Origin of the sequence: Erythrobacter colymbi, assembly GCF_002155685.1 — a bacterium.
In the GTDB taxonomy this organism is placed as follows: domain Bacteria; phylum Pseudomonadota; class Alphaproteobacteria; order Sphingomonadales; family Sphingomonadaceae; genus Erythrobacter; species Erythrobacter colymbi.
Window position 1 is genome coordinate 469,039 of record NZ_MUYK01000001.1, and the last position, 26,335, is coordinate 495,373.

Consider the following 26,335-nt stretch of genomic DNA (forward strand, 5'->3'; position numbering starts at 1 on the left):
ACGATAAATGCGGGAAATCGGATAAAAATGGCCGTTGCCCGCGCCTGGAGGACCAGCTGATGAGCATCAATATCGGACCCGCAGCGAGCGACGATCTGCGCCCGCGCATCACCGTCATCGGGATCGGCGGGGCCGGCGGCAACGCGATCGCCAACATGATCGCGGCCGAGATCGAGGGCGTCGAGTTCATCGTCGCCAACACCGACGCGCAGGCGCTGAGCACCTCGCCGGCCGAAAAGCGCATCCAGCTCGGGCCCGACATCACCGGCGGTCTCGGTGCAGGCGCTCGCCCCGAAGTGGGCAAGGCTGCGGCGGAAGAAACCGTCGCCGAAGTCGAGAAGGCGCTCGAAGGCGTCAACATGTGCTTCATCGCGGCGGGCATGGGCGGGGGCACCGGCACCGGCGCCGCGCCCGTGATCGCCGAAGTCGCGCGCCGCATGGGCGTGCTGACCGTGGGCGTCGTCACCAAGCCGTTCCTGTTCGAAGGCACCCGCCGCATGCGCGCCGCGGAAGCCGGGATCGAGGAGCTGCAGCAGCACGTCGACACGCTGATCGTCATCCCCAACCAGAACCTGTTCCTGGTCGCCAAGGCGGAAACCACCTTCAAGGAAGCTTTCCAGCTCGCCGACGAAGTGCTCCAGCAGGGCGTGCGCTCGATCACCGACCTGATGGTCATGCCCGGCCTCATCAACCTCGACTTTGCCGACGTGCGCTCCGTCATGAGCGAGATGGGCAAGGCGATGATGGGCACCGGCGAGGGTGAGGGCGAGAACCGCGCGCTCGACGCCGCCGAACAGGCGATCGCCAACCCGCTGCTCGATGGTGTCAGCATGGCCGGCGCCAAGGGCGTCATCATTTCGATCATCGGCGGCGAGGACATGCGCCTGCTCGAAGTCGACGAGGCCGCCAACCACATCCGCGAACTGGTGGACGAGGACGCGAACATCATCTGGGGTTCGGCCTTCAACCCCGACCTCAAGGGCAAGATCCGCGTCTCGGTGGTCGCCACCGGGATCGAGCAGAGCGCCATCGGCCAGTCCGAACGCTCGCAGCCGGTCTCGCTCGGCGGCGCCCGCGCGCCCAAGCGTCCGGTGCTCGAACTGTCGGACGACGAGGGCTTCGGCGAGCTTCCGCCCGTCGCCGCTCCCGCTCCTGCTGCGCCGACCTTCGATCTGGGCGCCGCTCCGGTGACCACTTCGGTCAGCTATGACGACGAGCCGCTCGACCTTGCCGAGGAAGCCGATGGCGACGAGGACGGCGATTATGGCACGGCCGCGCCCTTCGAGCTGACCGGCATGCAGGCCGGTGACGATTACGGCGAGGAATACGAGGACGACGTCGACGATATCGTCGATCCGCTCGCAGGGCTGCGCGGGGCCGATGCCGGTGCCGGTGCGACCCCGGGCTACGGCTATGCCGCCACGCCGGCTGCCGAGGACGACGCGGACGAACCGCTCGAACTCGACGGCGGCTATGCCCCCTATACCGAGGCCGAGGACGAAGGCCCGGCGCAGGACGACCTGCTTGCCAGCGCCGATCGCCTGGCTGCCGAAGACCGCCCGGTCGAGGCGCGCCTTGGCGGCGGACGTCGCCGCTCGCTGCTCGGCGGCGAGGGCGGTGCCGGTGGCGGCGCGGGTGGCGGCTCGACCCTGTTCGAGCGCATGGCCAACCTGTCGCGCAGCACCGCGCGCGATGACGATGACGAGGACGAGGGCGACGAAGGTCCGGCGCTCAGCATCCCGCGTTTCCTCGGCCGCCAGAACAACCAGTAACCGCGCGCCAGCCGCGCTGTGTCGCAGTGCGGCTGGCGGGTCGCTGACAGCTTGCTAGAGACCCGATGATGGTGTCGCGCTCCTGTGTCTCCTGTGCCCTCGCACTGGCTGCGGCCCTGCTGCCTGCGGGCGTGGTGCGCGCGCAGGACAGCGTCTCGCAGCCGGTGGTGCAGGCGCTCCCTTCGCCCGAAGTACAGCGGTTGAACCGCGCGCTGGTCGCGCTCGCCAAGGCCCCGCGCGACCGCGATGCGCTGGTCGAGGCAGGGCAGGCGGCGCTGGGCGTCGACGATCTCGAAGCGGCAATCGGCTTCTTCGGTCGCGCGGCGGAGGTCGATCCGGGCAGCGCGGCAGTCGCGCAGGGGCTCGGCTCGGTCTACCTGCGCGCAGGCCGGGCGGGCGAGGCACTGGTTCAGTTCGACCGCGCTCTGGCCGCCGGGGCGGACGAGCGCACGGTGCTCTCCGACCGCGCCCTGACGCTCGATCTGGTGGGCGAGCATCCCGCCGCGCAGACCGCCTATACCCGCGCGCTCGAACTCGATCCCGCCAATGACGAGGCGCGCCGCCGCCTCGCGATCAGCTTCGCCATTTCGGGCAACCGTGCGCGGTTCGAGGATACGCTGCGCCCGCTGCTCGACCGGCGCGACATGGCCGCGCAGCGTGCGCGCGCCTTTGGCCTCGCGATCCTGGGCGACAGCGACCGTGCGACCGCGATCGTCGAGCAGGTGATGCCGCGCGATCTGGCGACGCGGCTGGTGCCCTATCTCGGCTATATGCCGCGCCTGACGAAGCCGCAGCAGGCCGCCGCCGCCAATCTCGGGATCTTCCCGCGCGCCGCCGATATCGGGCGCGACGATCCGCGCCTTGCCCGTTTCGCCGCCGAGGAGCGCGCCGACAGCCGGCTCGCGCCCGCAGGCGCGCCGCTCGGTTCGCGCCCGTCACCGACTCCGACTCCGACGTCAGCTTCCGCCACGCCGCGCCCCGCGCCCGCCCGTCCGGCTCCCGCGCCCGCAGCGCCGACCCTGCGCGTTGCCGATGCCTTCGCCGATCTCGGCGCGCCGTTGCCCGATGCCAAGGTCAGCGGAGATGCGGTCGACCTCGCGCGAATCGAGGTGAAGCGCGAAGCCGCCCCGCAGCCCGCGCCAAAGCCCGAAGCCAAACCCGAAGCCAAACCCAAGCCCAAGCCCAAGGAGCCCCCCAAGCCGGTTCACCCGAGCCGCGTCTGGGTGCAGGTGGCGACCGGCAAGAAGATCGACGCGCTCGCCTTCGACTGGAAGCGCATCTCCAAGGAAGGCGGCAAGGCGATGTCCCCCTACAAGCCGCACACCGCGCGCTGGGGGGCGACCAACCGCCTCGTCATCGGCCCCGTCGCCAACCGCGACAAGGCCGAGGCGCTGGTGCGCGAGCTGAAGAAGAAGGGGCTCGATGTGTTCCTCTGGCTCAGCGACGAAGGCGAGGCCGTTCAACCACTTAAGTAACGCAAGACGCCTGTCCCCGCGTTTCTTTGCACAGGCTTTGCACAGGTCTGTCCGGTTCTCCCCAGCCGCCCTGATGCAGGTGATTGCCAATCGCCCCCTTCCGCGTCCATCCCTCCTCGCGATGGTGACACACCCCTCTTCCACCACGAGTGCCAGGGCATGAGAGCAGCTGACATGGACTATTCCGCCGAGGACGATGCCGCCCCCGTCGACATGCTCGCCAGCCTGTTCGCAGCGCGCGGTTGGCCCTGCGAGCTGGTCTCGGAAGACGAGATGACCGGCGAGGTGCAGGGCAGCTGGGCCAATTACCAGCTGCGCGCGATCTGGCGACCCGAGGACGGCGTGCTCCAGTTCCTGTGCTTGCCCGACATCCGCGTCACCGACGACAAGCGCGCGGCGGCCTATGAACTGCTCTGCCTCGTCAACGAGCAGATGTGGCTCGGCCATTTCGACATCTGGTCGAACGGCGACGTCCTGCTCTACCGCCACGGCGCGCTGCTGGGGGATCACGGACGGCTCAGCCTCGACATGGCGCAGGCGCTGGTCGAGAGCGCGATCGACGAATGCGACCGCTTCTACCCCGCCTTCCAGTTCGTGCTGTGGGGCGGCAAGAGCCCCCGCGCAGCGCTGGAAGCGGCGATGGTCGACGCGGCGGGCGAGGCCTGAAGACATTCTACCCCAACTCCGTTCGGGCTGAGCTTGTCGAAGCCCCGCACTTCTTTATTGCGCTCCAATCGAAGAAGAAGGACGGCCCTTCGACAGGCTCAGGGCGAACGGATATTGCGTATGAACCATCTCCTCATCATCGGCTGCGGGAACATGGGCGGGGCGATGCTCGCCGGATGGCTGGCTGCGGGCGAGCCGCCTGCGCGCTTATCGGTGCTCGATCCCGCCTTGCCCGAGGCACCCGAGGGCGTGGCCCTCTATCGCGATGCCGCCGAAGTGCCGGGCACGCATGACGCGGTGCTGCTCGGGTTCAAGCCGCAGCAGCTTGGCGCGCTGGGGCCGGGCTTGCAAGGGCTGACCGTGGGGCGCACCGTGTGCTCGCTGCTCGCCGGGATCACCCGCGCGCAGCTCGCAGCGGCGTTCCCGGGCGCGAGCGCCCACATCCGCGTGATGCCCAACCTCGCCGCGCGCATCAACAAATCGCCGGTGATCCTCGCCGAGACGGGCCTCGATGCCTCCGCGCGCGAGGCTGCCTTCGCACTGTTCGACGCCCTCGGTAGCGCTGTATGGCTCGAGGACGAGGCGCAGTTCGATCTCGTTACCGCACTCGCCGGATCGGGGCCGGGCTTCGTCTACCGCTTCATCGATGCGCTGGCGGGCGCGGCCATCGATCTCGGGCTCGACGAGCCGACCGCCGCAGCGCTTGCGCTCGCCACGGTCGAAGGCGCCGCCGCGCTTGCTGCTGCTTCGGACGTCGGCCCCGCCACCCTCGCTGACCGCGTTGCCAGTCCGGGCGGCATGACCCGCGAGGGCCTCAACGTGCTCGACGAAGGCGCGGCTCTGCGCAAGCTCCTCACCGCCACGCTCGCCGCCACCCGCGACAAGGGCGCCGCGCTCTCGCGATCAAGTTAAGATTAACAACGGTTAAGCTGAACAAATTGCACGCTTTGCAATCCGGTTTCGCTTGAAAAGCCCGAAGGAACCCACGATATTGCGTCACATGGAGAGCACGGGCTTTTTCCGCGCTCCATGATGGAAAGGCTAAGGGTTTCACAATGGCTGACTGGAATGACACCTCGCGCAACGCGCAGCGTCTGGGCTCCGTGCCCCGCGCGGGAGGCGATGTCGCTGGCCGCGTGACCTTCGACGAGGGTCTGCGCAAGCACATGCTCTCGATCTACAACTACATGACCTCGGGCATCCTGCTGACCGGGATCGTCGCGCTGCTGGCCTTCACCAGCGGCATGGCCGAGACGATCCATTTCAGCGCGCTGCGCTGGGTGGTTGGCCTGTCACCGCTCGCGATCGTGTTCGCGATGAGCTTCGGGGCGAGCCGCTTCAGCACCGGCACGCTCCAGCTGATGTTCTGGGGCTTTGCCACGCTGATGGGCCTGTCGCTGTCGTCGATCTTCCTCGTCTATACCGGCGGCTCGATCGCGACCACCTTCTTCGCCACCGCGGCGGCCTTCGCCGGTCTGTCGCTCTACGGCTACACCACCAAGAAGAGCCTGTCGGGCCTCGGCAGCTTCCTGATCATGGGCGTGGTCGGCCTGTTCGTGGCGATGCTGATCAACCTGTTCCTGCAGAGCCCCGCGTTCTACTACGCGATCAGCTTTGTCGGCGTGCTGATCTTCGCTGGCCTCACCGCCTATGACACGCAGCGCCTGAAGGACGAATACCAGTATCTGCGTGGCACCGAGTTCGCCGGCAAGGCCGTGGTGCTGGGCGCGCTGACGCTCTACCTGGACTTCATCAACATGTTCCAGTTCCTGCTCAGCTTCCTCGGCAACCGCGAGTAATCGCGCTGCCCGGCGGGCCTCGCCCCGCCGCAAGAATGTTGAAATGTCGAATGCCCGGGGGCCTAAGCGGCTTCCCGGGCATTTGCTTTGTTAGCCGCCGCGGCTATCGCAGCGCTTCAGGCTGGAGCAAGCCGGGGGCCCACATGCTGACCCCGAAGCGGCGCGCACAGCCGCAGCAGGAGAGAGATACCCCCGATGAGCGCGGCCCCGCATACGTCTTCCCCGTCCGCCACGACCACGCGCACGCCTTTCGGTCTGGCGATCACCACGCTGGCCGTGGGCGCGGCGCTGCTCGGCGCCTGCGCCACGCCCGCTCCCCCGCCGCCTCCGCCGCCTCCGCCCCCGCCGCCGCCCGCGCCGGTGGTGGTCGAGGCCGTGCCCTATCGCCCGCTCCCGCCGGGCGGCGCGCATTACGTGATGACCATGCCGACCCGCGGGCCTGACGGGCGGCGCATCACCGTCAACAGCAACCTGTCGAACGACCAGCTGGTGTGGAACCTGCGCTCGGCCTGGAACGTCGCGGCCCTGAATTGCCTCGCGCCCGAATACGAGCCGATCCTGCAGGCCTACCGCGCTTTCCTCACCAAGAACGTCAAGGGGCTGAAGGCGGTCAACGACCGGATCGAGCGCAGCTACACCAGCCGCTTCAAGGTCAAGCGCGATGCGATCGTGGCGCGCGATGGCTACACCACGCAGGTCTACAACTTCTTCGCCGAGCCCGCCGCACGCGCCGGGTTCTGCCGCGCCGCGCTCGAGATGGCGAACCGCGCACTCGCCGCCCCGCCCACCGATCCGCTCGCATTTGCGCAGGCCAATTTTGATGGCCTGCTGGTGCCCTTCGAGCAGTTCTTCGACGAGTACGAGGCCTATCAGCGCGACTCTTCGGAATGGGACGACAAGTGGGGCGCGATGTACGGCGCCTCGCAGCCCGGCTGGGTGGCGGTGCAACAGGCCCGCGCGGGCCTCAGGATCGACCCGAACGCCGGAGCCGCGCAGACCGTGATCGACCCCGTCACGGGGCTTCCCGTGCCGGTCATCCCGGTCAAGGAAGGCGTCACCTCGCAGCCTGTGGTGCAGCCGATCGCGCCGGGCACCGGAGGCGCTTCGGGCAAGTAGCGCGAGGCGGCGTGTGGGCTGCAAAAACGCCGTTGCAAGCCCGCGCGCGAGACGCTAATGCGCCCGCCTGCCCGCTCCCCCGAAGGGGCGCGGCGGGCATGTGAAAACTGGAACGGGGCCGTAGCTCAGCTGGGAGAGCGCGTCGTTCGCAATGACGAGGTCAGGGGTTCGATCCCCCTCGGCTCCACCAGTTAAACGCAAAGGGCCCTCCCCTCGCGGGGAGGGTTTTTTGTTTTCGCCCTCAGACGCCGGGCGGCGGACGTCCGTCCGCCTTGGCTTCGCCGCATAAGCGGCGGCGGCCGTTCGGCCTTGCGGCGCTTCGCGCCGATTCACCACGCCTATCGAAGTCCTCTTACTGTCATCCTCGCGCAGGCGGGGACCCAGCTCCCTTGGCAGTATCGTTATCGAGAGACCGGTTCCCCGCCCGCGCGGAAATGACAGGAATGCCATGACAAGGCCGCTTGCCGTCAGCCTTGCCTGACGCTATCCACCTCCCCGCGCCAAGGTAACGGGAATGCGGTTCGATTCCGCAGCTGTCCCTGCAACTGTAAGCGGTGAGTGTGGGGTGCGCTCCCTCCTTTCGGGAGGGCAGCCACTGGGGGTCTCCGGACCACCGGGAAGGCGAGCATCCCATGCGGCGATCCGTGAGCCAGGAGACCGACCGGGGCGTGTCGCTCTATGCCGGGTTCAGGGGTTGGCCAGGCGCGGAAACAGACTTTCGTTGTGAGCGACATCGCTGGGCTGTGGGGAAGGGCAACCTCCCTTGCGGCCACCATGTTGCTGATGACGGGAGGAATCCGTGAAGAATTTTGCATTGCTGGGAAGCGTCGCTGCGGCGGCGCTGGTTTGGGCTGCGCCTGTGTGGGCGCAGGAGATCGACCGCGAGAACGGCGAGGGCGATCCGCTGATCGAGGGTCTCTATGATCCCGCAGCCACGGTGCCGGAAGGCAACATTCTGGTGAACGCGTCGCGAGCGGCCGGATACACCTTGGCATCGAGCTACACCGGCTCGGCCCTCGTCATCACCGCCGACCAGCTCGAAGACCGCCAGACCCGCGACATCGCCGACGTGCTGCGTGACGTCCCCGGCGTCGCGGTCGCGGGCGTGGCGGGCCAGACCCAGATCCGCCTGCGCGGCTCGGAGGCCAATCACGTGCTGGTGCTGGTCGACGGGATCGAGGTCTCCGATCCCTTCGCGGGCGAGTTTGACGTGGGCACCTTGCAAGCCGAACCCGGCGCGCGGATCGAAGTCCTGCGCGGGCCGCAGTCGGCGCTCTATGGCTCCGACGCGATCGGCGGGGTGGTCGCCTACAACAGCGGCAGCGGGCGCTCGGTCCCGGGCTTCTCGGCGCGGCTGGAAGGCGGGACGCAGGGCACCGTCAACGGCGCCGCGCGCTATGGCGCCTTCGGTGACAGCTGGGACGCGGCGCTCTCCGCCGTGGTCGTCAGCACCGACGGCCAGCCCAACGCGCGGGGCGGCACGCGCGATATCGGGCGCGACAGCTACACGCTGGCGGGCAAGGGCAGCATCGCCGTCGGCGACACCCTCACCCTGCGCACCGCCACCCGCTTCATCCGCACCGAGGGGCAGTCGAACGACAGCGATTTCGACACCACCAGCCCCACTTTCGGCTTCATCATCGACAGCCCCGGCACAGGCTTCACCAACGAGGCGGTCTATGCGCTGGTCGGTGCGCGGCTCGATACGCTGAACGGCCGCTGGATCCATGATTTCTCGGTCCAGATCGCCGATGTGAACCGCGAGACCTTCAGCCCCTTCGGCACCTCGAGTGCAAGCGAGGGTGACCGTGTGAAGGCCTCCTATGTCAGCGCCTTCACGATTGCCCAGGAACACAACCTCACCTTCGCCGCCGATTACGAGGTCGAGGGCTTCCGCAACGCCTTCGCGGGCAGCGGCGGCTTTACCGGTCGGCGCGAGATCGAGCAGGTCGGGCTGGTGGGCGAGTATCGCTACGAGGGCGAGGCGCTCGACCTCTCCGCCGCCATCCGCCACGACTTCAACGACCTGTTCCGCGATGCGACCACCTTCCGTGTCGGTGCGGGCTACCGCATCACCGAGGGCACGCGGCTGCGCGCGGCGGGCGGATCGGGCGTCAAGAACCCCGGCTTCTTCGAGCTCTACGGCTTCGTCGACGGTCGCTTCATCGGCAATGCGGCGCTCCGGCCCGAGAAGTCGAAGGGGTGGGAAGTGGGCCTCGACCAGAACCTCGGCGACAGCGCCAAGGTGGCGGTGACCTATTTCGACAGCACGCTCGACGGCGAGATCTTCACCACCTTCCCGCCGCCCAACTTCATCGCAACCCCGGCCAACCGAACCACCGAGAGCCGGCAGCGCGGGGTCGAGGTATCGCTGGCCGCGCAGCTGTCCGACCAGTGGAGCCTCGATGCGGCCTATTCCTACCTCAAGGCGCGCGAGAACGGGGTGGAGGAAGTCCGCCGCCCCAAACACATCGCCAGCGCCGCGCTGACGTGGGAAGCGCCCGATGATGCCGCCTCGGCCACCTTGGTGGTGCGCCACAATGGCGCGACGCCGGACGTCGCCTTCTCCGACCCGAGCTTCGTGCCGGTGCGGGTGCAGCTCGATGACTACACCCTCGTCAACTTCAACGCCCGCGTGAAGCTGACCGACAGCCTCGCCGCCTTCGCCCGCGTCGAGAACCTGCTGGGCGAGGAATACGAGCAGGTGTTCAGCTTCGTCTCCCCCGGTCGCTCGGCCGCGGTGGGCGTCGAGGCGCGGTTCTGAGGGGGGCTGGATGATGACCGATACGCGCAATCCGCTCGCCCTGCTGGCGCTCCCCGCGATCCTTGCTGCAACCACGCTGTCGGGCACGGTGGTGCTCGCCTGCATGATGCCCTTCGCCGCCATCGCCACCATCGCCGCGCTCGCCATGCCCGGGCGCCGCGGGCTGGCGGCGGTGGTGCTGTGCTGGCTAGGCAACCAGGTGCTCGGCTTCGGCCTCATGGGCTTCCCGTGGGACGGGCCGACCTTTGCCGCGGGCCTCTCGCTGCTGGCATCGAGCCTCCTCGCCTTCGCCGCGGCCGGGGCGGTGCGGGGAGGGGCGCTCGTCGCCTTCCTCGCCGCCTTCGCCACCTTCGAGGCGAGCCTCTTCGCCTATGCGCTGCCCTTCGGCGATCCGGCACTCTTCGCGCCGCGCATCGTCGGGCTCATCGCGCTGAATGACGCGCTGTGGTTCGCCGGGCTGTGGCTCGGCTGGCAGGTGCTCGCGCATATCCCCGCGCTCGGCCAGCGGCAGGCGCGATGAGCGCCGCACTCTTGCGGATCGTCTCGCTGCTCCCCAGCGCCACCGAGATCGCGGTGGCGCTGGGCTTGCAGGACAACCTCGTCGGCCGCAGCCACGAATGCGATTTTCCCCCGGCGGTGCAGGCGCTCCCCGTCTGCACCTCGACAAAGCTCGAGAAGGGGCTGACCTCGCAAGCGATCGAGGACCGGGTGAAGGCGATCGTCGAGAAGGGCCTGTCGGTCTATGATGTCGATGCGCCGCTGCTGAAGTCGCTCAGGCCCGACGTGATCCTGACGCAGGCGCAATGCGCGGTCTGCGCGGTGACGCCTGCCGATCTGGAGGAGGCGCTGGCGAGCTGGGTGGGGACGCCACCCCGGCTGGTCTCGCTCGCGCCCGATGACCTTGCCGACGTGTTCGGCGATCTCCGGCGCGTGGCCGAGGCAGCGGGCGTGCCCGAGCGCGCCCCCGAGGCGGCGGCGCGGATGCGGGCGGGGCTCTGTGCGCTGCCGCTGGCGCCTGCCACGCGCCCCAAAATGCTCGCGGTCGAATGGATCCAGCCGCTGATGGTGGCGGGCAACTGGGTGCCCGAACTCATCACCGCCGCCGGGGCCGAACCGCTGCTCGCCGCGCCGGGGGTGCATTCGCACTGGATCGAGGCCGAGGCGGTGGTCGCCGCCGATCCCGACATCATCGCGCTGATGCCCTGCGGCTACCAGCTCGCCCAGACCCTGCCCGAAGCGCGCGCGCTGCTGGCGCAGGAGCCGTGGCGGAGCCTGCGCGCGGTGCGCGAGGGGCGGGTCTTCGCGGTCGATGGCCACCATCTGTTCAACCGCCCCGGCCCGCGACTGGTCGAGAGCGCCGAGGTGCTGGCCTGCCTGATCCACACGCCCGACGCGGTGCCCGAAAGGCTTGCGCCTTTCATTGCGAGGCTGTGAGACCGAACCCGTTCGTGTCGAGCGAAGTCGAGACACATGGCCACGGCCTCTTGACTGCGCTCGAGGCGAACGGGGAAGGGGAATCGCCATTCTCCTCGCATTCGCAGCAAAAAATGCATAAGGGGCGCCCATGCATTTCCTCGACCAGGCCAAGATCTATGTGAAGTCCGGCGGAGGCGGCCCCGGGGCCGTCTCGTTCCGGCGTGAGAAATACGTCGAATATGGCGGCCCCGATGGCGGCAATGGCGGGCGCGGCGGGGACATCGTGTTCGAAGCCGTCGCCGGCCTCAACACGCTGATCGACTTCCGCTATTCGCAGCACTTCAAGGCCCCGCGTGGCGGCCACGGGATGGGCAAGGACCGCACCGGGGCCTCGGCCGAGCCGCTGGTCATCAAGGTGCCGGTCGGTACGCAGATCCTCTCGGAAGACAAGGAAGAGGTGCTCGCCGACTTTACCGAGGTGGGCCAGCGCATCGTGTTCCTCGAAGGCGGCATGGGCGGTCGCGGCAACGCGTCTTACAAAACCTCGACCAACCGCGCCCCGCGCCAGCACCAGCCGGGCATTCCGGGCGAGGAAATGTGGGTGTGGCTGCGGCTGAAGCTGCTTGCCGACGTCGGCCTCGTCGGCCTGCCCAATGCGGGCAAATCGACCTTCATCAATGCCGTAAGCAACGCGCAGGCGAAGGTCGGCGACTATGCCTTCACCACGCTCGTCCCCAAGCTCGGGGTGGTGCGCCACAAGGGCCGCGAATTCGTGCTCGCCGACATCCCGGGCCTGATCGAGGGCGCGGCGGATGGCGTGGGCATCGGCGACCGCTTCCTCGGCCATATCGAGCGCTGCCGGGTGCTGATCCACCTCATCGACATCACCGGCACCGAGGACGCCGACCCCGCCGAGGCGATGCGCATCGTCGAGGAGGAGCTCGCCGCCTATGGCGACAAGGAGCACACGCGCCTCGACGAGAAGCCCCGGCTGGTGGTGCTGAACAAGCTCGACCTTGCCGACGCCGAACTGGTCGAGGGCTTCCGCAAGGAGCTGCTTGAGGCGGGTGCGGAGCAGGTCTTCGCTGTCTCGGGCGCGACGGGTGCGGGGATCCCCGAACTCCTGGACGCGGTGCTCGGCTACCTGCCGGACCGCACCGCGACCGAGACCAAGGCGGTCGAGATCGAGGACGACGGCGACGCGCCCGAGTGGTCGCCCTTGTAACCTGCCCATGCTGAAAAGCCTCGCCGACATCACCGCCGCGCGGCGGATCGTGGTCAAGATCGGCTCTTCGCTGCTGGTGCGCGGCGGGACGGCGGGCGTCGCATGGCTGCACAGCCTCACGGCCGACCTCGCCGCGATCCGCCGCGAGGGGCCGCAGGTGATCGTGGTGAGCTCGGGCGCGATTGCGCTGGGCGCGGCGCGGCTGGGGCTGGCGAAGGGCGGGCGCGGGAGCCTCGCCGACGCGCAGGCCGCCGCCGCCGTCGGCCAGATCCAGCTCGCCGACCTGTGGAGCCGCGCGCTGGGCGAGCACGGCATCACCGCCGCGCAGATGCTGCTGACGCTGGGCGACCTCGAGGACCGGCGGCGCTATCTCAACGCTGCGGCGACTTTGGATCGGCTGCTCGAGGCGGGCACGATCCCGGTCATCAACGAGAACGACAGCGTCGCCACCGAGGAAATCCGCTTCGGCGACAACGACCGCCTCGCCGCGCGCGTGGCGCAGGCGGCCAATGCGGACGTGGTGCTGCTGCTGTCGGACGTCGACGGGCTATATGACCGCGACCCGCGCGAGGAGGGCGCGACGCTGATCCCGGTGGTCGAGGCGGTCACGCCCGAAGTGATGGCGATGGCGAGCGGGGCCTCGTCCTCGGGGCTTGGCTCGGGCGGGATGATCTCCAAGCTGCAAGCCGCACAGATCGCGACGCGCGCGGGGATCGCGCTCGGGATCCTCAACGGGACGTGGGAATCGCCCATCGCCAATGCTCTGGCTGCGGGAACGGGGACGCTGTTCCTCCCCGTCAGCGCGGCTTCGGCGCGCAAGGCTTGGCTCGGCGGGCGGCTCGCGCCTGCGGGCGAGCTGCGCGTCGACAAGGGCTGCGCCGAAGCGCTGAAGGGCGGGGCGAGCCTGCTCGCGGCGGGGGTCGTGGGCGTGTCCGGCCAGTTCCGGCGCGGCGATCTCGTCAGCGTGCTGAGCCTCAGGGGCGAACGCCTCGCGCAGGGTCTTGCCGAGTATGACGCGGACGAGATGCAGCTGATCGCCGGCAAACGCGCCGAGGATCAGGCCGAGCGGCTGGGCTATGCGCCGCGTTCCTGCGTGATCCACCGCGACCACATGGTTCTGCTGTGACCCTGCTGGCGATCACCGGCGCGACCGGCTTCGTCGGCTCGGCGGTGCTCGATGCGGCGCTCGCCGCAGGCCACACGGTCCGCGCGCTCGCCCGCCGCGAGCAGGCTGCCCGCGCCGGTGTGGAGTGGGTGCGCGGCGATCTGGGCGACATGGCGGTGCTCGCGGCGCTGACCCAAGGCGCGGACGCGGTGATCCACGTTGCGGGCCTCACCAACACCCCCGACCCGGCCGAATTCGAGGTGGCGAACGTTACCGGCACGGCGAACGTGATCGCGGCGATGCGGGGGGCAGGCGTCAGGCGGCTGGTGTTCGTCTCCTCGCTCTCGGCGCGGATGCCCGCGCTGTCAGCCTATGGCGCGTCCAAGGCGAAGGCCGAGGCGCTGGTGGAGGCCTCGGGGCTCGACTGGACCACGGTGCGCCCGCCCGGCGTCTATGGCCCGCGCGATATCGACTATCTCGACATGTTCCGCACCGCCAAGTGGGGCTTCGTCCCCCTGCCGCCCGGCGGGGCGAGTTCGATCATCCATGCCGACGATCTTGCGCGCCTGCTGGTGACCCTCGCTGCGAGCAACGCCGCGCCGACGCGGAAGAAGGTCTACGAGCCCGACGACGGCCGCGAGGGCGGGTGGAGCCACAAGGAACTCGCCGCCGCGATCGGCCGCGCGGTGGGGAAGAGCAGGGTCTTCGCCCCGCACCTCCCGCGCGCCGTGCTCGATGCCGCCGCCGCCGCCGACCGCATTGCACGCGGCGACCGCGCCAAGCTCACGCCCGACCGCGTCGGTTACATGGCGCACCCCAACTGGGTCTCGCGCTTCGACAGGAAGCCCCCGCCGGGCCTGTGGCAACCGCAGATCAGCGGCGAGGAGGGGCTGAAGGCGACCGCGGAGTGGTATCGCCGCGAGGGGTGGCTTTAGCCTCTTCGTTCGTCATTGCGAGGAGCCGAAGGCGACGCGGCAATCCATGGATTGCTTCGCTACGCTCGCAATGACGAGAATTGTTCCTAGAGGAACGGTTCCTCGCCCGGCTTGTGGATGCCGCATTCGGTCTTGTCCCAGCCTTTCCACCGGCCCGAGCGCGGGTCTTCGCCCGGCGCGACCTGCGAGGTGCAGGGCGAGCAGCCGATCGAGGGATAGCCTTGCGCGATCAGCGGGTGGCGGGGGAGGTCGTGCTGGATGAAATAGCCCTCGATCTGGCCCGCGTCCCAGTCGATCAGCGGGTTGATCTTGAGCCGTCCCTGCGCGTCGCTCGTGTCGATCTCGAAGCGCGGCAGGTTGGCGCGGGTCTTGGCCTGGAACGCCTTGCGTCCCGTAAAGCTCGCATCATAGCCCGCCAGCGCCTTGCCGAGCGGGCGCACCTTGCGGATCTCGCAGCAGCCGTCGGGATCGTAGGACCACCTGAGGCCGGTCTCGTCGCGCTTGGCGAGTTCCTCCGCATCGGGCGTCAGCACCACGAGGTTGAGGCCGAGCAGCGCCGCGAGCTCGTCGCGATAGGCGAGCGTTTCGGGGAAATGCTTGCCCGTATCGAGGAACAGCACCGGCACGGTCGGGTCGACCGATGCGACCAGATGCAGCAGCACCGCGCTCTCCGCCCCGAAGCTCGAGACGATCGCGAGGTTGCCCGCCAGCTGGTCGCGGATCACGCTTTCGAGCATCTCCTGCGTCGAGGAGCCGCGGAACAGGTTGTTGAGGCGCACGGCGTCATGCTCGGTGAAGCGGGGCTTCAGGTCGAGGATGTCGGGGGTGTGCACCGCGCCCGGGACGAGCTTGAGTTCAGGCTTCATGGCGCTTGTCCGCAATCGTGCGCCGCGCATCCGCCGCGCGCTGGTAGACGTTCTCCCAGGTCGCGAAGGCGCGCATCGCGTCTTCCTCGTCGAGGCGCTTGTCGGGGGCGAAGCTGTCGAAGCCGCAGCGACGCATGTGGGAGAGCTGGTCGATCAGCACATCGCCGACCGCGCGCAATTCGCCGGTGTAGCCCGCCTCGCGCAGGATGCGCGCCGCCGAATAGCCGCGCCCGTCGCCGAACACGGGGAAGTTGACTTCCACCAGCGCGAGGCGATCGAGGAAGGGCAGCAGCACCCGCGCATCGTCGCCCGGCTCGATCCGGACCGCGGTGGCGTTGGTCTGGTCGCAGCAGGAATCGACCGTGACGGCGGCATGATCGACCGGCTCGTCATCGCGGAAGCGGAACTGCACCTCGTCGGGGGAAGTGCCGAGATCGCGGGCGTTACCCATACAAAGCCTCCTTGAACGGCTCCATGCCGATGCGGCGGTAGGTGTCGAGGAAGCGCTCGCCCTCTGCGCGGCTCGCGAGGTAGACGTCGGTCACTTTCTCGACCGCGGCGATCACGCCGTCTTCGTCGAAGCCGGGGCCGGTGATCTTGGCGAGGCTGACGTCCTCGGCCTCCGATCCGCCGAGCGAGAGCTGGTAGTTCTCGGTCCCCTTCTTGTCGACGCCGAGTATGCCGATGTGGCCGGCATGGTGGTGCCCGCAGGCGTTGATGCAGCCGGAGATCTTGAGCTTCAGCTCGCCCACCACCTCGGTGCGGCCCGTCTCGGCGAAGCGCTCGGAAATGCGCTGGGCGAGCGGGATCGAGCGGGCGTTGGCGAGCGAGCAGTAATCGAGGCCCGGACAGGCGATGATGTCCTCGATCGTGTCCATGTTGGCAGCGCCGAGGCCCGCCGCGTCGAGCGCCTGCCACACCGCCGGAAGATCGGCGATGGCGACGTGCGGCAGCAGCAGGTTCTGCGTGTGCATCACCCGCAGCTCGTCGAAGCTGTATTCGCGCGCCAGCCGCGCCACGACACGCATCTGCTCCGAGGTTGCGTCCCCGGGGATGCCGCCTGCGGGCTTGAGGCTGATGACGGCCGAGACGTAGCCCGGCGCCTTGTGGGCATGGGTGTTGCGGCGCACCCACTGCCCGAAAGCACTGCCCTGACCGCCGTTCGCCTCGAGCATAGTCGAGAGGCTCTGTGTCTCGACTTCGCTCGACACGAACGGGGGAGGGGCGAAGAACGCCTTGATGCGTTCAAGTTCCTCGCGCGGCGGTTCCACGCCCACGCTGAGCATGTGCGCGAATTCCTCCTCGACCTGGCGGATATATTCCGCCGCGCCGAGCTCGTGGACGAGGATCTTTATGCGCGCCTTGTACTTGTTGTCGCGCCGGCCGTAGCGGTTGTAGACGCGCAGGCACGCCTCGGCATAGGTGATGAACTGGTCGATCGGCACGAAGTCGCGGATCAGCGGGGCGATCATCGGCGTGCGGCCCATGCCGCCGCCGGCGTAGAATTCCGCGCCGATTGCGCCGTCGCGCTGCACGATCCGCACGCCGATATCGTGCAGCCGCATCGCCGCGCGGTCCTTCTCGCTCGCGATCACCGCGATCTTGAACTTGCGCGGCAGGTAGGTGAACTCCGGATGGAAGCTCGACCACTGGCGCATCAGCTCGGCATAGGGGCGGGGGTCGACCACCTCGTCCGCCGCCGCGCCCGCGAAGTGATCGGACGAGATGTTGCGGATGCAGTTGCCGCTGGTCTGGATCGCGTGCATCTCGACCGTAGCGAGGTCCGCAAGGGCATCGGCGCAATCGTCGAGCTTGATCCAGTTGTACTGGATGTTCTGGCGGGTGGTGAAATGCCCGTAGCCGCGGTCATACTTGTCGGCGATGTCGGCGAGCATCTCCAGCTGCCGCGCGTCCAATGTGCCATAGGGAATGGCGACGCGCAGCATGTAGGCATGGAGCTGGAGGTAGAGCCCGTTCATCAGCCTGAGCGGCTTGAACTGGTCTTCGGTCAGCTTGCCTTCGAGGCGGCGGCGGGCCTGATCGCGGAACTCCTCCACGCGGGCATCGACCATCGCCTGGTCGTATTGGTCATAGCGGTACATCAGCGGGTTCCAGTCAGAACGGGGAGGCGCTCGGTGCCAAGGATGGTGCCGAGCTCGCGCAGGGTCTTGCCCTCGACCGGCACGGTCTTGTGCGCGGCGCGGATGGCTTCGAAGGCGGCGCGGGTGGGGGGATCGTCATAGCCGAGCGGGGTCGGGTAGCCGACTTCGACCAGCAGATCCCACTCGCCGTCCGTGGCCGGATTGGCGATCAGGCGGTAGGAGGTGAACAGGCCCTGCTCCACCGCCTTCGCGTCCATCGCAAACCAGTTCAGATGGATGAAGGCGGTGAGATTGGCGCGCTCGCCCGGGAGCGCCTTGAGGCGGGTCCATTCGACCACCATCGTGGTGCGGGACTCTGCCGGCTTGGGCGCCGGAGCGGGCGCGGTTTCGGAAGCGGCGGGCACGGCGGCGAAGGCGAAGGCCGAGGCGAGCGTGACGGCAGGCAGGCGCATCAGATCACCCAGTCCCAGCCGGTCTTGGCGGCGGTCGGCACGGCAAGGTCGCGGCGCACCGTGGGACCGAGCGCGCGCACGCGGTCCTTGATATGCGCCGGGCGGACATGACCCGCGGCGTCGATGCTGGCCTCGATGGCGTAGGGCACGTTGACGCGGCGCGCGGCGGTTTCGCGGGCGAGGATTTCTTCGGCCTCGTCACCCACGTCGACTGCATCGTCGACGAACAGCGACCAGCCGCTGCCGTTCCACCAGGTGACAGCGCCCGTGCGCAAGTCGTTGCCGGTGAGGATTTTCATTCTGCTCTCTCCTGTGCGAGCGCCGCCACGACAGCGTCTTCGCGCGCGGTGACGTCGCCGATGACAATGAGGGCGGGGCTCTTGACCGCCTCGGCCTCGACCAGCTGCGGCAGGCCCGCAAGCAATCCGCGCAGCACGCGCATTTCGGGGCGCGCGGCGTTCTCGATCACCGCGACCGGCATTTCGGGGGCAAGGCCGTCGGCCATCAGCTTTTCGGCGATCTGGGGCGCGGTCGAGACGCCCATGTAGATCACCAGCGTGCGGCCTTTGCCCGCGAGGCCCGACCAGTCCTGTTCGGCAAGGCCCTTGCACTGGCCCGCGACGAAGCTGACGATGCTCGAGGCGTCGCGGTGGGTGAGCGCGATCTGCGATGCGGCCGCCGCGCCGTTCGCCGCGCTGACGCCGGGGACGACTTCGACCGGAACGCCGGCCGCGCGCGCGTCCTCGGCTTCCTCGCCGCCGCGCCCGAAGATGAAGGGATCGCCGCCCTTGAGGCGCACGACATCATGGCCTTGCAAAGCCTCGCGGATCAGGAGGGCGTTGATGTCCTCCTGCGGCATGGTGTGGCGCGCGCGCTGCTTGGCGACCGAGATCAGGCGCGCGTCGGGGCGGGCGAGGCCAAGGATGTCCGGGCCGATCAGTCCGTCATGGACGATGACGCTTGCGCCCTCGATCAGGCGGGCGGCGCGCAGGGTGAGAAGGTCCACCGGACCCGGCCCCGCGCCGACGAGATAGATGGTGCCGGTCTTTCGCATGGAAGCGCAAATGGGCGAAGCGGCCCATCCGTTCCAGCGAGAATGGGTTGGCCGGGGTGTAGCTTAGCTTTCGGGGGCGTCGGTGCCGCGCTTCTCCAGCGCCGCGACAAGCTGGTCGAGCGCCTCGCTCTGCTTCAGGTTAAGGTCGCGCTGCGGGAAGGGCAGGCCCACGCCGTGCTCCTTGAACAGCGCCCACAGGTGCTTGAGGACGTCGCTCTTTACATTGCCGACACCCTCCTCGGGATCGTCGATCCAGCAGTGGATGGTGAAGTTCACCGCATTATCGCCAAAGCCGTTCCACCACACGCTGGGCGCAGGGCTGGCGAGCACCCGCCGCGCCTTGCCCGCCGCCTCCAGCATCAGCCGCTCGGCCAGCGCCATGTCGGCATCGTAGCTCACCCCCACCTGCACCTGCACCCGCACATTTTTCGAGGAATAGGACCAGTTCTCGACCTGATTGATCATCAGGTTCTCGTTGGGGATGAGGTATTCGCGCTCGTCGCGGGTGGTGACCGAGACCGCGCGGATGCCGATTTTCCTGATCTGGCCGAAGGTCTGCTGTCCGCTCTGGTCGGATACCGCGATAACGTCGCCCGGCTTGATCGACTTGTCCATCAAGAGGATGATGCCCGAGATCAGGTTGCCGAAGGTTTTCTGCAGGCCGAAGCCGATCGCGAGGCCGAAGGCGCCGGAGAAAACCGTCAGCGCCGTGAGGTCGATGCCGAGCAGGTCGACCCCGATCAGGAAGGTCGTCACCCAGATGACGATGGTGGCGATCTTCTCGGCGAGGACGGTCTGCGTCCCGTCGAGCCGCGTGAGGCGGCGCAGCGCCGCGCGGGTGAGGCGCGTCGCGATCATCGCGAAGGCGAGCGCGGCGAGGATCGCCCCGGCGGCGAACAGCACGTCGAACAGCGAGATGCGCCAGTGGCCGACCTCCAGCGCGATGGCATCGAGCCGGTCGGCGATCCCGCCGATGGTCTGCGAGCGTTCGGCGAGATCCTCGCGCAGGACGTCCGCCCCGCCGACGCTGTCGCCCGCCGCCATCACACCAGCGCCAACGCCTGGGCGAGGTCGGCGATCAGATCGTCCGGATCCTCAAGCCCGATGGAGAGGCGCAACGCGGGCGCACCGCCGGTGGGGCAGGGCATGACCGAGCGGTAGGTGCGCGGGGTGATGGGCAGGGCGAGGCTCTCGTAGCCGCCCCAGGAGTAACCGTTGCCGAACAGCGCGAGCGCGTCCGAGACCCGGGCCGAGGCGGCGGGGTCGTCGCTCGCCAGCACGAAAGAGAACAGCCCGCAGCCGCCGGTGAAGTCGCGTTGCCACAGCGCATGGCCGGGATCGGAGGGCAGCAGCGGGCACAGCACCCGCGCAACCTGCGGCTGGCCTTCCAGCCATGTCGCCACCTTGAGCGCCGCGGCGGTCTGCGCAGCGAGACGCACGCCCATTGTCCGCAGACCCCGTGCCGCCAGCGCGGCATCGTCGGGCGAGACCACCTGCCCGAGTTCAAGGCTCACCCGCCGCAGCGCGGTGTACCAGCGCTTGCCCGCGCTCGCGCTGCCCATCATCAGATCGGAGTGGCCGCCGACATGCTTGGAGAGGCTCATCATCACGATGTCGCAGCCATGCTCGAGTCCCGCAAAACCGAGCGGGCTCGCCCAGGTGTTGTCGAGCAGCACGACAGCCCCGGCCTCGCGCGCGATGCCGGCCAGCAAGGGCACGTCGGTCATCTCGAAGGTGAGGCTGCCGGGTGCTTCGAGCCACACCGCCTTTGCCCCCGGCACGGCGGCGCGGAAGGCCTCGACATCGCGCGGGTCGAAGAAAGTGGTCTCGACCCCCAGCCGCGTCAGCAGCCCCGTCGCCATGCTGCGCGTGGGGTCATAGGCATTGTCGCTCATCAGCAGCCGGTCGCCCGGCTTCAGCACCGCGAGCATCGCCCCCGCAATAGCCGCGACGCCGCTCGGATAGAGCACCGTCCCGTAAGCGCCCGGCTCGATCGCAGTCAGCGCATCGGCGAGCGCCCACTGGGTCGGCGCGCCGCGGCGGCCGTAGAAGAACTGGCCGTCGGCATTGTTCTGCCCCGCCGCCTGACGATCCGCGTCGGTGGCATAGAGGTGGGTCGAGGCGCGCCACACGGGCGGATTGACCACCGGTCCGGTCCACTCCGGCCGCCGTCCTCCGCGCACCAGACGGGTGGCAGGCTTCAGATGCCGGTCGTCCCCGCCGCCGCTCATTCTTGCGGCCCCTGCGCCTTGGGCGTGGCGGGATCGGCGCTCCATTCGCTCCAGCTGCCATCGTAGAGCGCGGCGTCGTCCACCCCCACGAGATGCAGCGCGAAGAGCAGCACGCTCGCGGTCACGCCGCTGCCGCAGGTGGCGGTGATCGGGGCGGACAGGTCGACCCCTGCGCCTTCGAAGGCCGCGCGCAGTTCGGCGGGGGTCTTGTAGGTGCCGTCGGCGTGCAGCACCGAGGTGAAGGGCAGGTTGAGCGCGCCCGGGATGCGCCCGTTCTGGCCGCCATGGACCGGATCGATCCCGCTGCCAAAGACGCGGTCGGCGCTGCGGGCGTCGAGCACTTGGGCGGCGCGGGTTTCGAGGTTGGCGAGCATGTCGGCTTTGCTCCGCACCCGCGTCGGCGCGGTGAAGGAGGCGGCGGTGCCGCTCGCGCTCTCGGGCGTCCCGCTTTCGAGCGGCAGACCTTGCGCGCGCCACTTGGCGAGGCCCCCGTCGAGGATCGCGACATTGCTCCGCCCGCTCGCGGTCAGCACGAACCATGCCCGCGCCGATGTGCGGATCGCGCTGTCGTCATAGATCACGATGGCGTCGTCCGGCCCGACGCCAAGGCCGGCGAGACGCTCGGCGAGCTGGGCGGGGGTGGGGAAGGCATAGGGGACGGGCGACCCTGCGTCATAGAGGCTCGCGAGGCCAAGAAACCGCGCGCCGGGGATATGCGCGGCGGCGAATTCGGCCTCGGGATCGCGCGCGGCGGCGGGCAGGTGGTAGGAAGCGTCGAGCACTGTCAGGCCGGGCGCGCCGAGGTTGTCGGCGAGCCACTCAGTCGAGATCAGCGAGGCGGAAAGCGTGGTCATGCGCCCGACCCTAGCGCGGCCTGCGTGCGGGTGCAAAGGGCGCGGGGTCGGCGGTGCAGCGGGCGGGGCGGCGGGTGCCTCTCCGGTCCGCCGGCCTCAGGCCGCCGCGCCGACCGGCGGGATCGCGACCGCCTGCGCCACCAGTCCGGCAATCGCCCCCGGCGGCACGTCGAGCGCGATGGGATGGACGCGGCCCGCAGCGCTCGGGGTGCCGATCACGAAGCTTCTGGCCTGCGCAGGCACGCCCTCGGCTTCGAGGGTGACGTGGGCCAGCGGAATGAACAGCGGCGTCTGCCCCTGCCGCAGCGGGGCGATGGCCGAGAGCGGGAGCTGCACCGTGCCCGAGACGCTGCGCGCCTGATGCGGTCCGATGCGCTCCAGCTCCGCCAGACCCTGCGCGCTGCCCGCCGAGGGTGCATTGCCGGCACTGGCCCGCGCACAGGCAAGCTGCACCGCGGTGCGCGCGTCATTGACCGCGCGGCCCGAACGGTTCGCGATGGTGAGGCGGTATTCGACCGTGAACATCATCACGCTGCGGGTCGCCGAGGTGATCTCGAGCACCATGTCGAGGCGCGGGGCCTCGTCGATCACGGGCGCGGATGCAGGGGCGCTGCCCGCGACCGGCGCGGCAAGGCGCAGGGCCTTGGGCTTGCGCCGCCGTGCCAGCATCACGCCTCCGCCGAGCAGCGCCAGCGCGCCGAGCCCGCCTGCGGCATAGGGCCACCATGCGGGCAGCGCGGCGAGGGCGTCGGTCGCGGAGGCATCGGTCGCAGGCGTCCCGGCGAGCGGCGGCGCGCCCGACAGGATCGAGGGCGCGGGGGCATCGGCGGTGCCGCTCGGCAGCGTCGTCGGCGCAGCGGCGTCGGGCGCGGCTGCCGCGTTGGCCGCTGCGGTCGAGGGGGCGGCTGCGGGCGCCGGGGACGCAGGGCGCGGCGCGGGCGCGCGGCTCGCACTCGGCGCGGGGAGCGGCTGGATCACCGGCGTCGAAGTGGCGCTCGGCGCAGCACTCGGCGTTGCGGTTGGCGTCGCGCCGGGCGCGGTGCGCGGCGGAATGGCGATACCCGCGCGCTCGTCCGAAGGGCCGGCAGGGGCGGGCGTGGGCGAGGGGCTGGCGGGCGGCAGCTCGAAGGTCTGCTGCGCGGCCAGCGGCACGGGCGGCGCCAGCCACAGCGCGGTGGCGGCGGCGAGCGCGGGCAGGGCGGCAGGGCGGATGGTCGGGCGGATCATGGTCGCGTGGAACGGCTCTGGTGGATCGGGCGGGCAAGGCGGGTGCCGGATCCTGCGTGAACCGGCGCTGTCTTGCCTCTTGGCTCCCCCATAGAAAGCATGGGCCCCCCGCGTCCAGTTCCGGCCTTGCGCGGCGCGGCGGATCGGGGCAACAGCGCGGCATGGAAAGCACACCCCCCTCTTCCGGCCCCGCAAAGCCGACCCCCCAGTTCCTCGGCAAGGATACGCCGCTGCCGACCTCGCCCGAGGAAGCGGTGCTCGATTACGTGCCCAACCCGCGCGTGGGCCTCACCTATCTGGTCCGCTTCGTCTCGCCGGAATTCACCTCGCTGTGCCCGGTGACCAACCAGCCCGATTTCGCGCATCTGGTGATCGACTACGTCCCGGGCGAGACGATCGTCGAGAGCAAGAGCCTCAAGCTGTTCCTCGGTTCGTTCCGCAACCACAACGGCTTTCACGAGGATGTGACCGTGGGGATCGGGGTGCGCCTGTTCGAGGAGATGCGCCCGCAATGGCTGCGCATCGGTGGCTACTGGTATCCGCGCGGAGGCATCCCGATCGACGTGTTCTGGCAGAGCGGCACGCCGCCCGAGGGCCTGTGGCTGCCCGATCAGGGCGTGCCCTCCTATCGCGGACGCGGCTGAGGCGGGCGCTGGCGGGAGCCTGCCGCAGCCTGCCGCCAGCGGGCGTTCGCGCGCTTCCAGCGGCCGCCAGACCCCCTCCAGACCCCTGCCAGACCCCATCCAGACCCCCTCCGGCGCGATGTTTCGCGTGAAACATCGCGGTTCGGGGTGGCGGGGCCGGATCAGTGCATCGGCATGCTCAGTTCGAGCTGGGTGAACTTGGGGATCGACTTGTTCGCCTCGCGCCACTTGGCGAGCGGGAAGGCCCCCGCGCCCAGCGCCGCCAGCGGAATGCCCGCCTCGGCCAGCGAATAGGGCGAGATGCGGTGCCGGGTCATGAACCCGCCGCTGCCGTCGGAGATCAGCGGGGTCTCGAACTTGAGGCCCTGGCTGTTCTCGGTGGCATTTACCACTTTGCTTACAACAAGTTGCCCGTGCCCGAGATCGAGCACCACGTCGGTCCCGACCGGCACGCCGGCCAGCCCCGTGATGCGCGCCCCGGTCTTGGACAGGTTGCGCAGGATCACGTCGTAGTAATGGTCCTCGTGGATCAGCCCGACCTTGCGGAAGATGGTGATGCGCTCCGAACGGTGGCGCGGCGGGCCGCTCGGGCGGAACATCGCGCTGCCCTCGGCGAACTGGGCGAGCACCTGCTCCTGCGTGATCGGGCGCGAGAAGATGTAGCCCTGCACCAGATCGGCCCCGCGCTCGCGCACCAGCTCGAGTTCGTCCATCGCCTCCACCCCCTCGGCGACGGTTTCCATGCCCAGCGCCTTGGCCAGCGCGACGATCGCGGCGATGATCGCCGGGTTGATGTCGCCGTTCTCCGTGCAGCCGCGCACGAAGCTCTGGTCGATCTTTATCTTGTTGAAATGCCCGTGTTTCAGGTAGCCGAGCGAGGAATAGCCGGTGCCGAAATCGTCGAGCGCGAGGCGCACCCCGAGCTTCTTCAGGTCGCGGAAAATCGCGTCCACCGTCTCCAGATCGCCGACGAAGACGCTCTCGGTGATCTCGAGCTCGAGCCGGCCCGGCGGCAGGCCCGAGGCCTGGAGCGCATTGGCCACCGCCTTGCGATAGCCCGGGCGGATGAACTGCTTGGCCGAGACGTTGACCGCCACCCGGATCGTCTCCGGCCACGCCAGCGCGTCCATGCACGCCTGCCGCAGCGCCATCTCGCCGATGCGGATGATGAGATCGTCGTTCTCGGCGACGGGGATGAACTGCGCCGGGCTGATGTCGCCCTCTTCGCTGTCGTGCCAGCGCAGCAGCGCCTCGAAGCACTTGACCTCGTTGGTGACGGGATCGACCAGCGGCTGGTAGGCGAGCTTCAGCTCGCCCTTGTCGACCGCGTCGCGCAGCCGGTCGCCGAGCATCGCGGTTTTCGATGCCGCGTCGCGCAACTCGCTGGTAAAGAAGCAGAACGTGCCGCCACGGGTTTCCTTGGCGGAGTAGAGCGCCATGTCCGCGGCGCGGGTCAGCTCGTCGGCCTCGACCCCGTCATAGGGCGCGATCGCGATGCCGACCGAGGTGCCGATGATCGCCCGGCGGCCGTTGATCTGGTAGGGTTGCGAGAGCGACTGGACGATGCGGTTGGCGAGCTCGCCCAGCGTGCCGCGGTCGTCCATGTCGGGCAGCAGCACCTGGAACTCGTCCCCGCCGAGCCGGCCGACTTCGCCGTGGTCCTTGACGATCGAGGACAGGCGCTGCGCGACCTGCTTCAGCAGCTCGTCCCCCGCGGGGTGGCCCATCGTGTCGTTGACCTGCTTGAACCGGTCGAGATCGAGCATCATCAGCGCGCAGGAGCGCTGGCTGACCCGGAACGCGGCGAGCATCGCCGAAAGGCGCTCGCCCAGCTTGCGGCGGTTGGCGAGCCCGGTCAGCTCGTCGACCTGCGACTGGCGCGCGACCTGCGTTTCGTAGGCATACTGCGCCGAGATATCGACCGCGCTGCCACGATAGCCGCGGAACTCGCCCTTGGCATCGAGCAGCGGGCGCGCGTTCAATCGCCACCAGCGCGTGGCGCCGCGTCCGGTGGGCACGGCGACGATCTGCTCATCCAGCCGCGAGCGCGCCTTGAGCTTGAAGGCGAGGCTGCGCTGGGTGGGGCCACCGTCTTCCTCGTCGACGTCGCGGAAGACGCGGGTGAGCGGCTTGCCGATCAGCGACTCGCTGTCCGCACCGAGGTCCGCGAGCGCGCGCTGCGACAGGAAACTGAGGTTGCCTTCGGAATCGGTCGCCCAGAACATGCCGATGCCGAGCTCCTCGACCTCGCCCAGCACCGAGGTGCTGTCGGGCGAGGGCGTGCGCGGCGACTTGTTCGCAGCGGGCGCGGCGTTCCTCGAATCCCGAACGGTCTTGCGAAAGCCTAGCGGCATGTTTCGTCCTTGCCCGGCGCTCCCGGCGGGACGCGCGCATAAGGCGCCATAAGGCTAACGTCCTTGCGAAAGCGTTACCCATAGATTTCGCCCCCGCTGCGGCAGGCGGAGGCGCGGGCGCGGCAGATGGTCCGGAACTGAATCCGAGCAACCGCGTTATCGGCCTGTGCACCTTGCGCGGCATTTTCTTGCCCGTGAGGCTAGCGACGTGTAATTTTGCTGCAATCCGCCGGCGTTCGGGATCGCGCCCTTGCGAGTTTGCATGCGTAGGGGGACGG

At 69.2% G+C, this 26,335-nt stretch carries 24 protein-coding genes, 1 tRNA gene and 1 riboswitch; of the genes, 14 read left to right on the top strand and 11 right to left on the bottom strand.

Going from position 1 to position 26,335, the window contains the following annotated elements:
• Window positions 1-59 precede the first annotated feature (59 nt).
• The 13 genes from ftsZ (at window position 60) to BZF57_RS02165 (ending at window position 14,273) form a co-directional block, all read left to right on the top strand.
• On the top strand, window positions 60-1,772 hold the full coding sequence (gene ftsZ, locus BZF57_RS02105) for a cell division protein FtsZ (protein WP_086734104.1): 1,713 nt from the start codon (window positions 60-62) through the stop codon (window positions 1,770-1,772).
• A 65-nt stretch (window positions 1,773-1,837) separates the two neighbouring features.
• Complete coding sequence (locus BZF57_RS02110) at window positions 1,838-3,247, top strand: SPOR domain-containing protein (RefSeq protein WP_086734106.1); 1,410 nt, start codon at window positions 1,838-1,840, stop codon at window positions 3,245-3,247.
• A 159-nt stretch (window positions 3,248-3,406) separates the two neighbouring features.
• Complete coding sequence (locus BZF57_RS02115) at window positions 3,407-3,913, top strand: type III secretion system chaperone family protein (RefSeq protein WP_240505822.1); 507 nt, start codon at window positions 3,407-3,409, stop codon at window positions 3,911-3,913.
• A 120-nt stretch (window positions 3,914-4,033) separates the two neighbouring features.
• A complete protein-coding gene (locus tag BZF57_RS02120; RefSeq protein WP_086734110.1) occupies window positions 4,034-4,825 on the top strand; it encodes a pyrroline-5-carboxylate reductase family protein in 792 nt (263 codons plus the stop codon).
• 143 nt (window positions 4,826-4,968) lie between these two features.
• Window positions 4,969-5,712, top strand: a complete 744-nt coding sequence (locus BZF57_RS02125; RefSeq protein WP_086734112.1) for a Bax inhibitor-1/YccA family protein — start codon at window positions 4,969-4,971, stop codon at window positions 5,710-5,712.
• Window positions 5,713-5,907: 195 nt separating this feature from the next.
• Window positions 5,908-6,828: a hypothetical protein gene (locus BZF57_RS02130; RefSeq protein WP_086734114.1), complete on the top strand. Its 921-nt coding sequence runs from the start codon at window positions 5,908-5,910 to the stop codon at window positions 6,826-6,828.
• A gap of 114 nt (window positions 6,829-6,942) precedes the next feature.
• Window positions 6,943-7,018, top strand: a tRNA-Ala gene (locus tag BZF57_RS02135).
• 296 nt (window positions 7,019-7,314) lie between these two features.
• Window positions 7,315-7,508: riboswitch (cobalamin riboswitch) on the top strand.
• 119 nt (window positions 7,509-7,627) lie between these two features.
• On the top strand, window positions 7,628-9,592 hold the full coding sequence (locus BZF57_RS02140; protein ID WP_086734116.1) for a TonB-dependent receptor plug domain-containing protein: 1,965 nt from the start codon (window positions 7,628-7,630) through the stop codon (window positions 9,590-9,592).
• A 10-nt stretch (window positions 9,593-9,602) separates the two neighbouring features.
• On the top strand, window positions 9,603-10,112 hold the full coding sequence (locus BZF57_RS02145) for a hypothetical protein (protein ID WP_086734118.1): 510 nt from the start codon (window positions 9,603-9,605) through the stop codon (window positions 10,110-10,112).
• A complete protein-coding gene (locus BZF57_RS02150) occupies window positions 10,109-11,026 on the top strand; it encodes a cobalamin-binding protein (RefSeq protein ID WP_086734120.1) in 918 nt (305 codons plus the stop codon). The genes BZF57_RS02145 and BZF57_RS02150 overlap by 4 nt, the downstream gene beginning before the upstream one ends.
• A gap of 130 nt (window positions 11,027-11,156) precedes the next feature.
• The gene (cgtA, locus tag BZF57_RS02155) at window positions 11,157-12,233 is read left to right on the top strand and encodes an Obg family GTPase CgtA (protein ID WP_086734122.1); all 1,077 of its coding nucleotides are present in this window, start codon (window positions 11,157-11,159) and stop codon (window positions 12,231-12,233) included.
• Window positions 12,234-12,240: 7 nt separating this feature from the next.
• Entirely contained in the window at window positions 12,241-13,359 is a 1,119-nt protein-coding gene (gene proB, locus BZF57_RS02160; RefSeq protein ID WP_206073179.1) for a glutamate 5-kinase, read from the top strand.
• On the top strand, window positions 13,356-14,273 hold the full coding sequence (locus BZF57_RS02165; RefSeq protein ID WP_086734125.1) for an NAD-dependent epimerase/dehydratase family protein: 918 nt from the start codon (window positions 13,356-13,358) through the stop codon (window positions 14,271-14,273). The genes proB and BZF57_RS02165 overlap by 4 nt, the downstream gene beginning before the upstream one ends.
• An 86-nt stretch (window positions 14,274-14,359) precedes the next feature.
• Here BZF57_RS02165 and BZF57_RS02170 read toward each other — a convergent pair whose 3' ends face one another.
• The 10 genes from BZF57_RS02170 to BZF57_RS02215 all read right to left on the bottom strand — a co-directional run bounded on the left by BZF57_RS02170 (window position 14,360) and on the right by BZF57_RS02215 (window position 23,059).
• Entirely contained in the window at window positions 14,360-15,139 is a 780-nt protein-coding gene (locus BZF57_RS02170) for a phosphoadenylyl-sulfate reductase (protein WP_086734127.1), read from the bottom strand.
• Window positions 15,129-15,590: a DUF934 domain-containing protein gene (locus tag BZF57_RS02175; RefSeq protein WP_086734129.1), complete on the bottom strand. Its 462-nt coding sequence runs from the start codon at window positions 15,588-15,590 to the stop codon at window positions 15,129-15,131. The genes BZF57_RS02170 and BZF57_RS02175 overlap by 11 nt, the downstream gene beginning before the upstream one ends.
• Entirely contained in the window at window positions 15,583-17,241 is a 1,659-nt protein-coding gene (locus tag BZF57_RS02180) for a nitrite/sulfite reductase (protein ID WP_086734131.1), read from the bottom strand. Before BZF57_RS02180 ends, BZF57_RS02175 begins: the two co-directional genes overlap by 8 nt.
• On the bottom strand, window positions 17,241-17,693 hold the full coding sequence (locus BZF57_RS02185; RefSeq protein WP_086734133.1) for a hypothetical protein: 453 nt from the start codon (window positions 17,691-17,693) through the stop codon (window positions 17,241-17,243). Before BZF57_RS02185 ends, BZF57_RS02180 begins: the two co-directional genes overlap by 1 nt.
• Window positions 17,693-17,992, bottom strand: a complete 300-nt coding sequence (locus BZF57_RS02190; RefSeq protein ID WP_086734136.1) for a DUF2849 domain-containing protein — start codon at window positions 17,990-17,992, stop codon at window positions 17,693-17,695. Before BZF57_RS02190 ends, BZF57_RS02185 begins: the two co-directional genes overlap by 1 nt.
• Window positions 17,989-18,747, bottom strand: a complete 759-nt coding sequence (gene cobA / locus BZF57_RS02195; protein ID WP_086734138.1) for a uroporphyrinogen-III C-methyltransferase — start codon at window positions 18,745-18,747, stop codon at window positions 17,989-17,991. Before cobA ends, BZF57_RS02190 begins: the two co-directional genes overlap by 4 nt.
• Window positions 18,748-18,810: 63 nt before the next feature.
• A complete protein-coding gene (locus BZF57_RS02200) occupies window positions 18,811-19,791 on the bottom strand; it encodes a mechanosensitive ion channel family protein (protein ID WP_086734140.1) in 981 nt (326 codons plus the stop codon).
• Window positions 19,791-20,978: a cystathionine beta-lyase gene (metC, locus tag BZF57_RS02205; protein ID WP_086734142.1), complete on the bottom strand. Its 1,188-nt coding sequence runs from the start codon at window positions 20,976-20,978 to the stop codon at window positions 19,791-19,793. Before metC ends, BZF57_RS02200 begins: the two co-directional genes overlap by 1 nt.
• Window positions 20,975-21,832, bottom strand: coding sequence for a sulfurtransferase (locus BZF57_RS02210; protein ID WP_086734144.1), 858 nt, complete (start codon window positions 21,830-21,832; stop codon window positions 20,975-20,977). The genes metC and BZF57_RS02210 overlap by 4 nt, the downstream gene beginning before the upstream one ends.
• A gap of 96 nt (window positions 21,833-21,928) precedes the next feature.
• Window positions 21,929-23,059, bottom strand: coding sequence for a hypothetical protein (locus BZF57_RS02215; protein ID WP_086734146.1), 1,131 nt, complete (start codon window positions 23,057-23,059; stop codon window positions 21,929-21,931).
• A gap of 161 nt (window positions 23,060-23,220) precedes the next feature.
• On the opposite strand from BZF57_RS02215, the gene queF reads away from it, so the two are divergent.
• A complete protein-coding gene (gene queF, locus BZF57_RS02220; protein WP_086734148.1) occupies window positions 23,221-23,703 on the top strand; it encodes a preQ(1) synthase in 483 nt (160 codons plus the stop codon).
• 161 nt (window positions 23,704-23,864) lie between these two features.
• On the opposite strand, the gene BZF57_RS02225 is transcribed toward queF, so the two are convergent.
• Entirely contained in the window at window positions 23,865-26,057 is a 2,193-nt protein-coding gene (locus BZF57_RS02225; RefSeq protein ID WP_086734150.1) for a putative bifunctional diguanylate cyclase/phosphodiesterase, read from the bottom strand.
• Window positions 26,058-26,335 lie beyond the last annotated feature (278 nt).

What these genes read in the sequence shown, in the direction of transcription:
- BZF57_RS02200 (WP_086734140.1), bottom strand. Translation starts at nt 19,791, where the DNA reads ATGGCGGCGGGCGACAGCGTCGGCGGGGCGGACGTCCTGCGCGAGGAT.
- BZF57_RS02210 (WP_086734144.1), bottom strand. Translation starts at nt 21,832, where the DNA reads ATGACCACGCTTTCCGCCTCGCTGATCTCGACTGAGTGGCTCGCCGAC.
- BZF57_RS02110 (WP_086734106.1), top strand. Translation starts at nt 1,838, where the DNA reads ATGATGGTGTCGCGCTCCTGTGTCTCCTGTGCCCTCGCACTGGCTGCG.
- BZF57_RS02215 (WP_086734146.1), bottom strand. Translation starts at nt 23,059, where the DNA reads ATGATCCGCCCGACCATCCGCCCTGCCGCCCTGCCCGCGCTCGCCGCC.
- cgtA (WP_086734122.1), top strand. Translation starts at nt 11,157, where the DNA reads ATGCATTTCCTCGACCAGGCCAAGATCTATGTGAAGTCCGGCGGAGGC.
- cobA (WP_086734138.1), bottom strand. Translation starts at nt 18,747, where the DNA reads ATGCGAAAGACCGGCACCATCTATCTCGTCGGCGCGGGGCCGGGTCCG.
- ftsZ (WP_086734104.1), top strand. Translation starts at nt 60, where the DNA reads ATGAGCATCAATATCGGACCCGCAGCGAGCGACGATCTGCGCCCGCGC.
- BZF57_RS02145 (WP_086734118.1), top strand. Translation starts at nt 9,603, where the DNA reads ATGATGACCGATACGCGCAATCCGCTCGCCCTGCTGGCGCTCCCCGCG.
- BZF57_RS02170 (WP_086734127.1), bottom strand. Translation starts at nt 15,139, where the DNA reads ATGAAGCCTGAACTCAAGCTCGTCCCGGGCGCGGTGCACACCCCCGAC.
- BZF57_RS02125 (WP_086734112.1), top strand. Translation starts at nt 4,969, where the DNA reads ATGGCTGACTGGAATGACACCTCGCGCAACGCGCAGCGTCTGGGCTCC.
- BZF57_RS02115 (WP_240505822.1), top strand. Translation starts at nt 3,407, where the DNA reads ATGAGAGCAGCTGACATGGACTATTCCGCCGAGGACGATGCCGCCCCC.
- BZF57_RS02180 (WP_086734131.1), bottom strand. Translation starts at nt 17,241, where the DNA reads ATGTACCGCTATGACCAATACGACCAGGCGATGGTCGATGCCCGCGTG.
- BZF57_RS02175 (WP_086734129.1), bottom strand. Translation starts at nt 15,590, where the DNA reads ATGGGTAACGCCCGCGATCTCGGCACTTCCCCCGACGAGGTGCAGTTC.
- BZF57_RS02190 (WP_086734136.1), bottom strand. Translation starts at nt 17,992, where the DNA reads ATGAAAATCCTCACCGGCAACGACTTGCGCACGGGCGCTGTCACCTGG.
- BZF57_RS02225 (WP_086734150.1), bottom strand. Translation starts at nt 26,057, where the DNA reads ATGCCGCTAGGCTTTCGCAAGACCGTTCGGGATTCGAGGAACGCCGCG.
- BZF57_RS02185 (WP_086734133.1), bottom strand. Translation starts at nt 17,693, where the DNA reads ATGCGCCTGCCTGCCGTCACGCTCGCCTCGGCCTTCGCCTTCGCCGCC.
- BZF57_RS02130 (WP_086734114.1), top strand. Translation starts at nt 5,908, where the DNA reads ATGAGCGCGGCCCCGCATACGTCTTCCCCGTCCGCCACGACCACGCGC.
- metC (WP_086734142.1), bottom strand. Translation starts at nt 20,978, where the DNA reads ATGAGCGGCGGCGGGGACGACCGGCATCTGAAGCCTGCCACCCGTCTG.
- proB (WP_206073179.1), top strand. Translation starts at nt 12,241, where the DNA reads ATGCTGAAAAGCCTCGCCGACATCACCGCCGCGCGGCGGATCGTGGTC.
- BZF57_RS02120 (WP_086734110.1), top strand. Translation starts at nt 4,034, where the DNA reads ATGAACCATCTCCTCATCATCGGCTGCGGGAACATGGGCGGGGCGATG.
- BZF57_RS02150 (WP_086734120.1), top strand. Translation starts at nt 10,109, where the DNA reads ATGAGCGCCGCACTCTTGCGGATCGTCTCGCTGCTCCCCAGCGCCACC.
- queF (WP_086734148.1), top strand. Translation starts at nt 23,221, where the DNA reads ATGGAAAGCACACCCCCCTCTTCCGGCCCCGCAAAGCCGACCCCCCAG.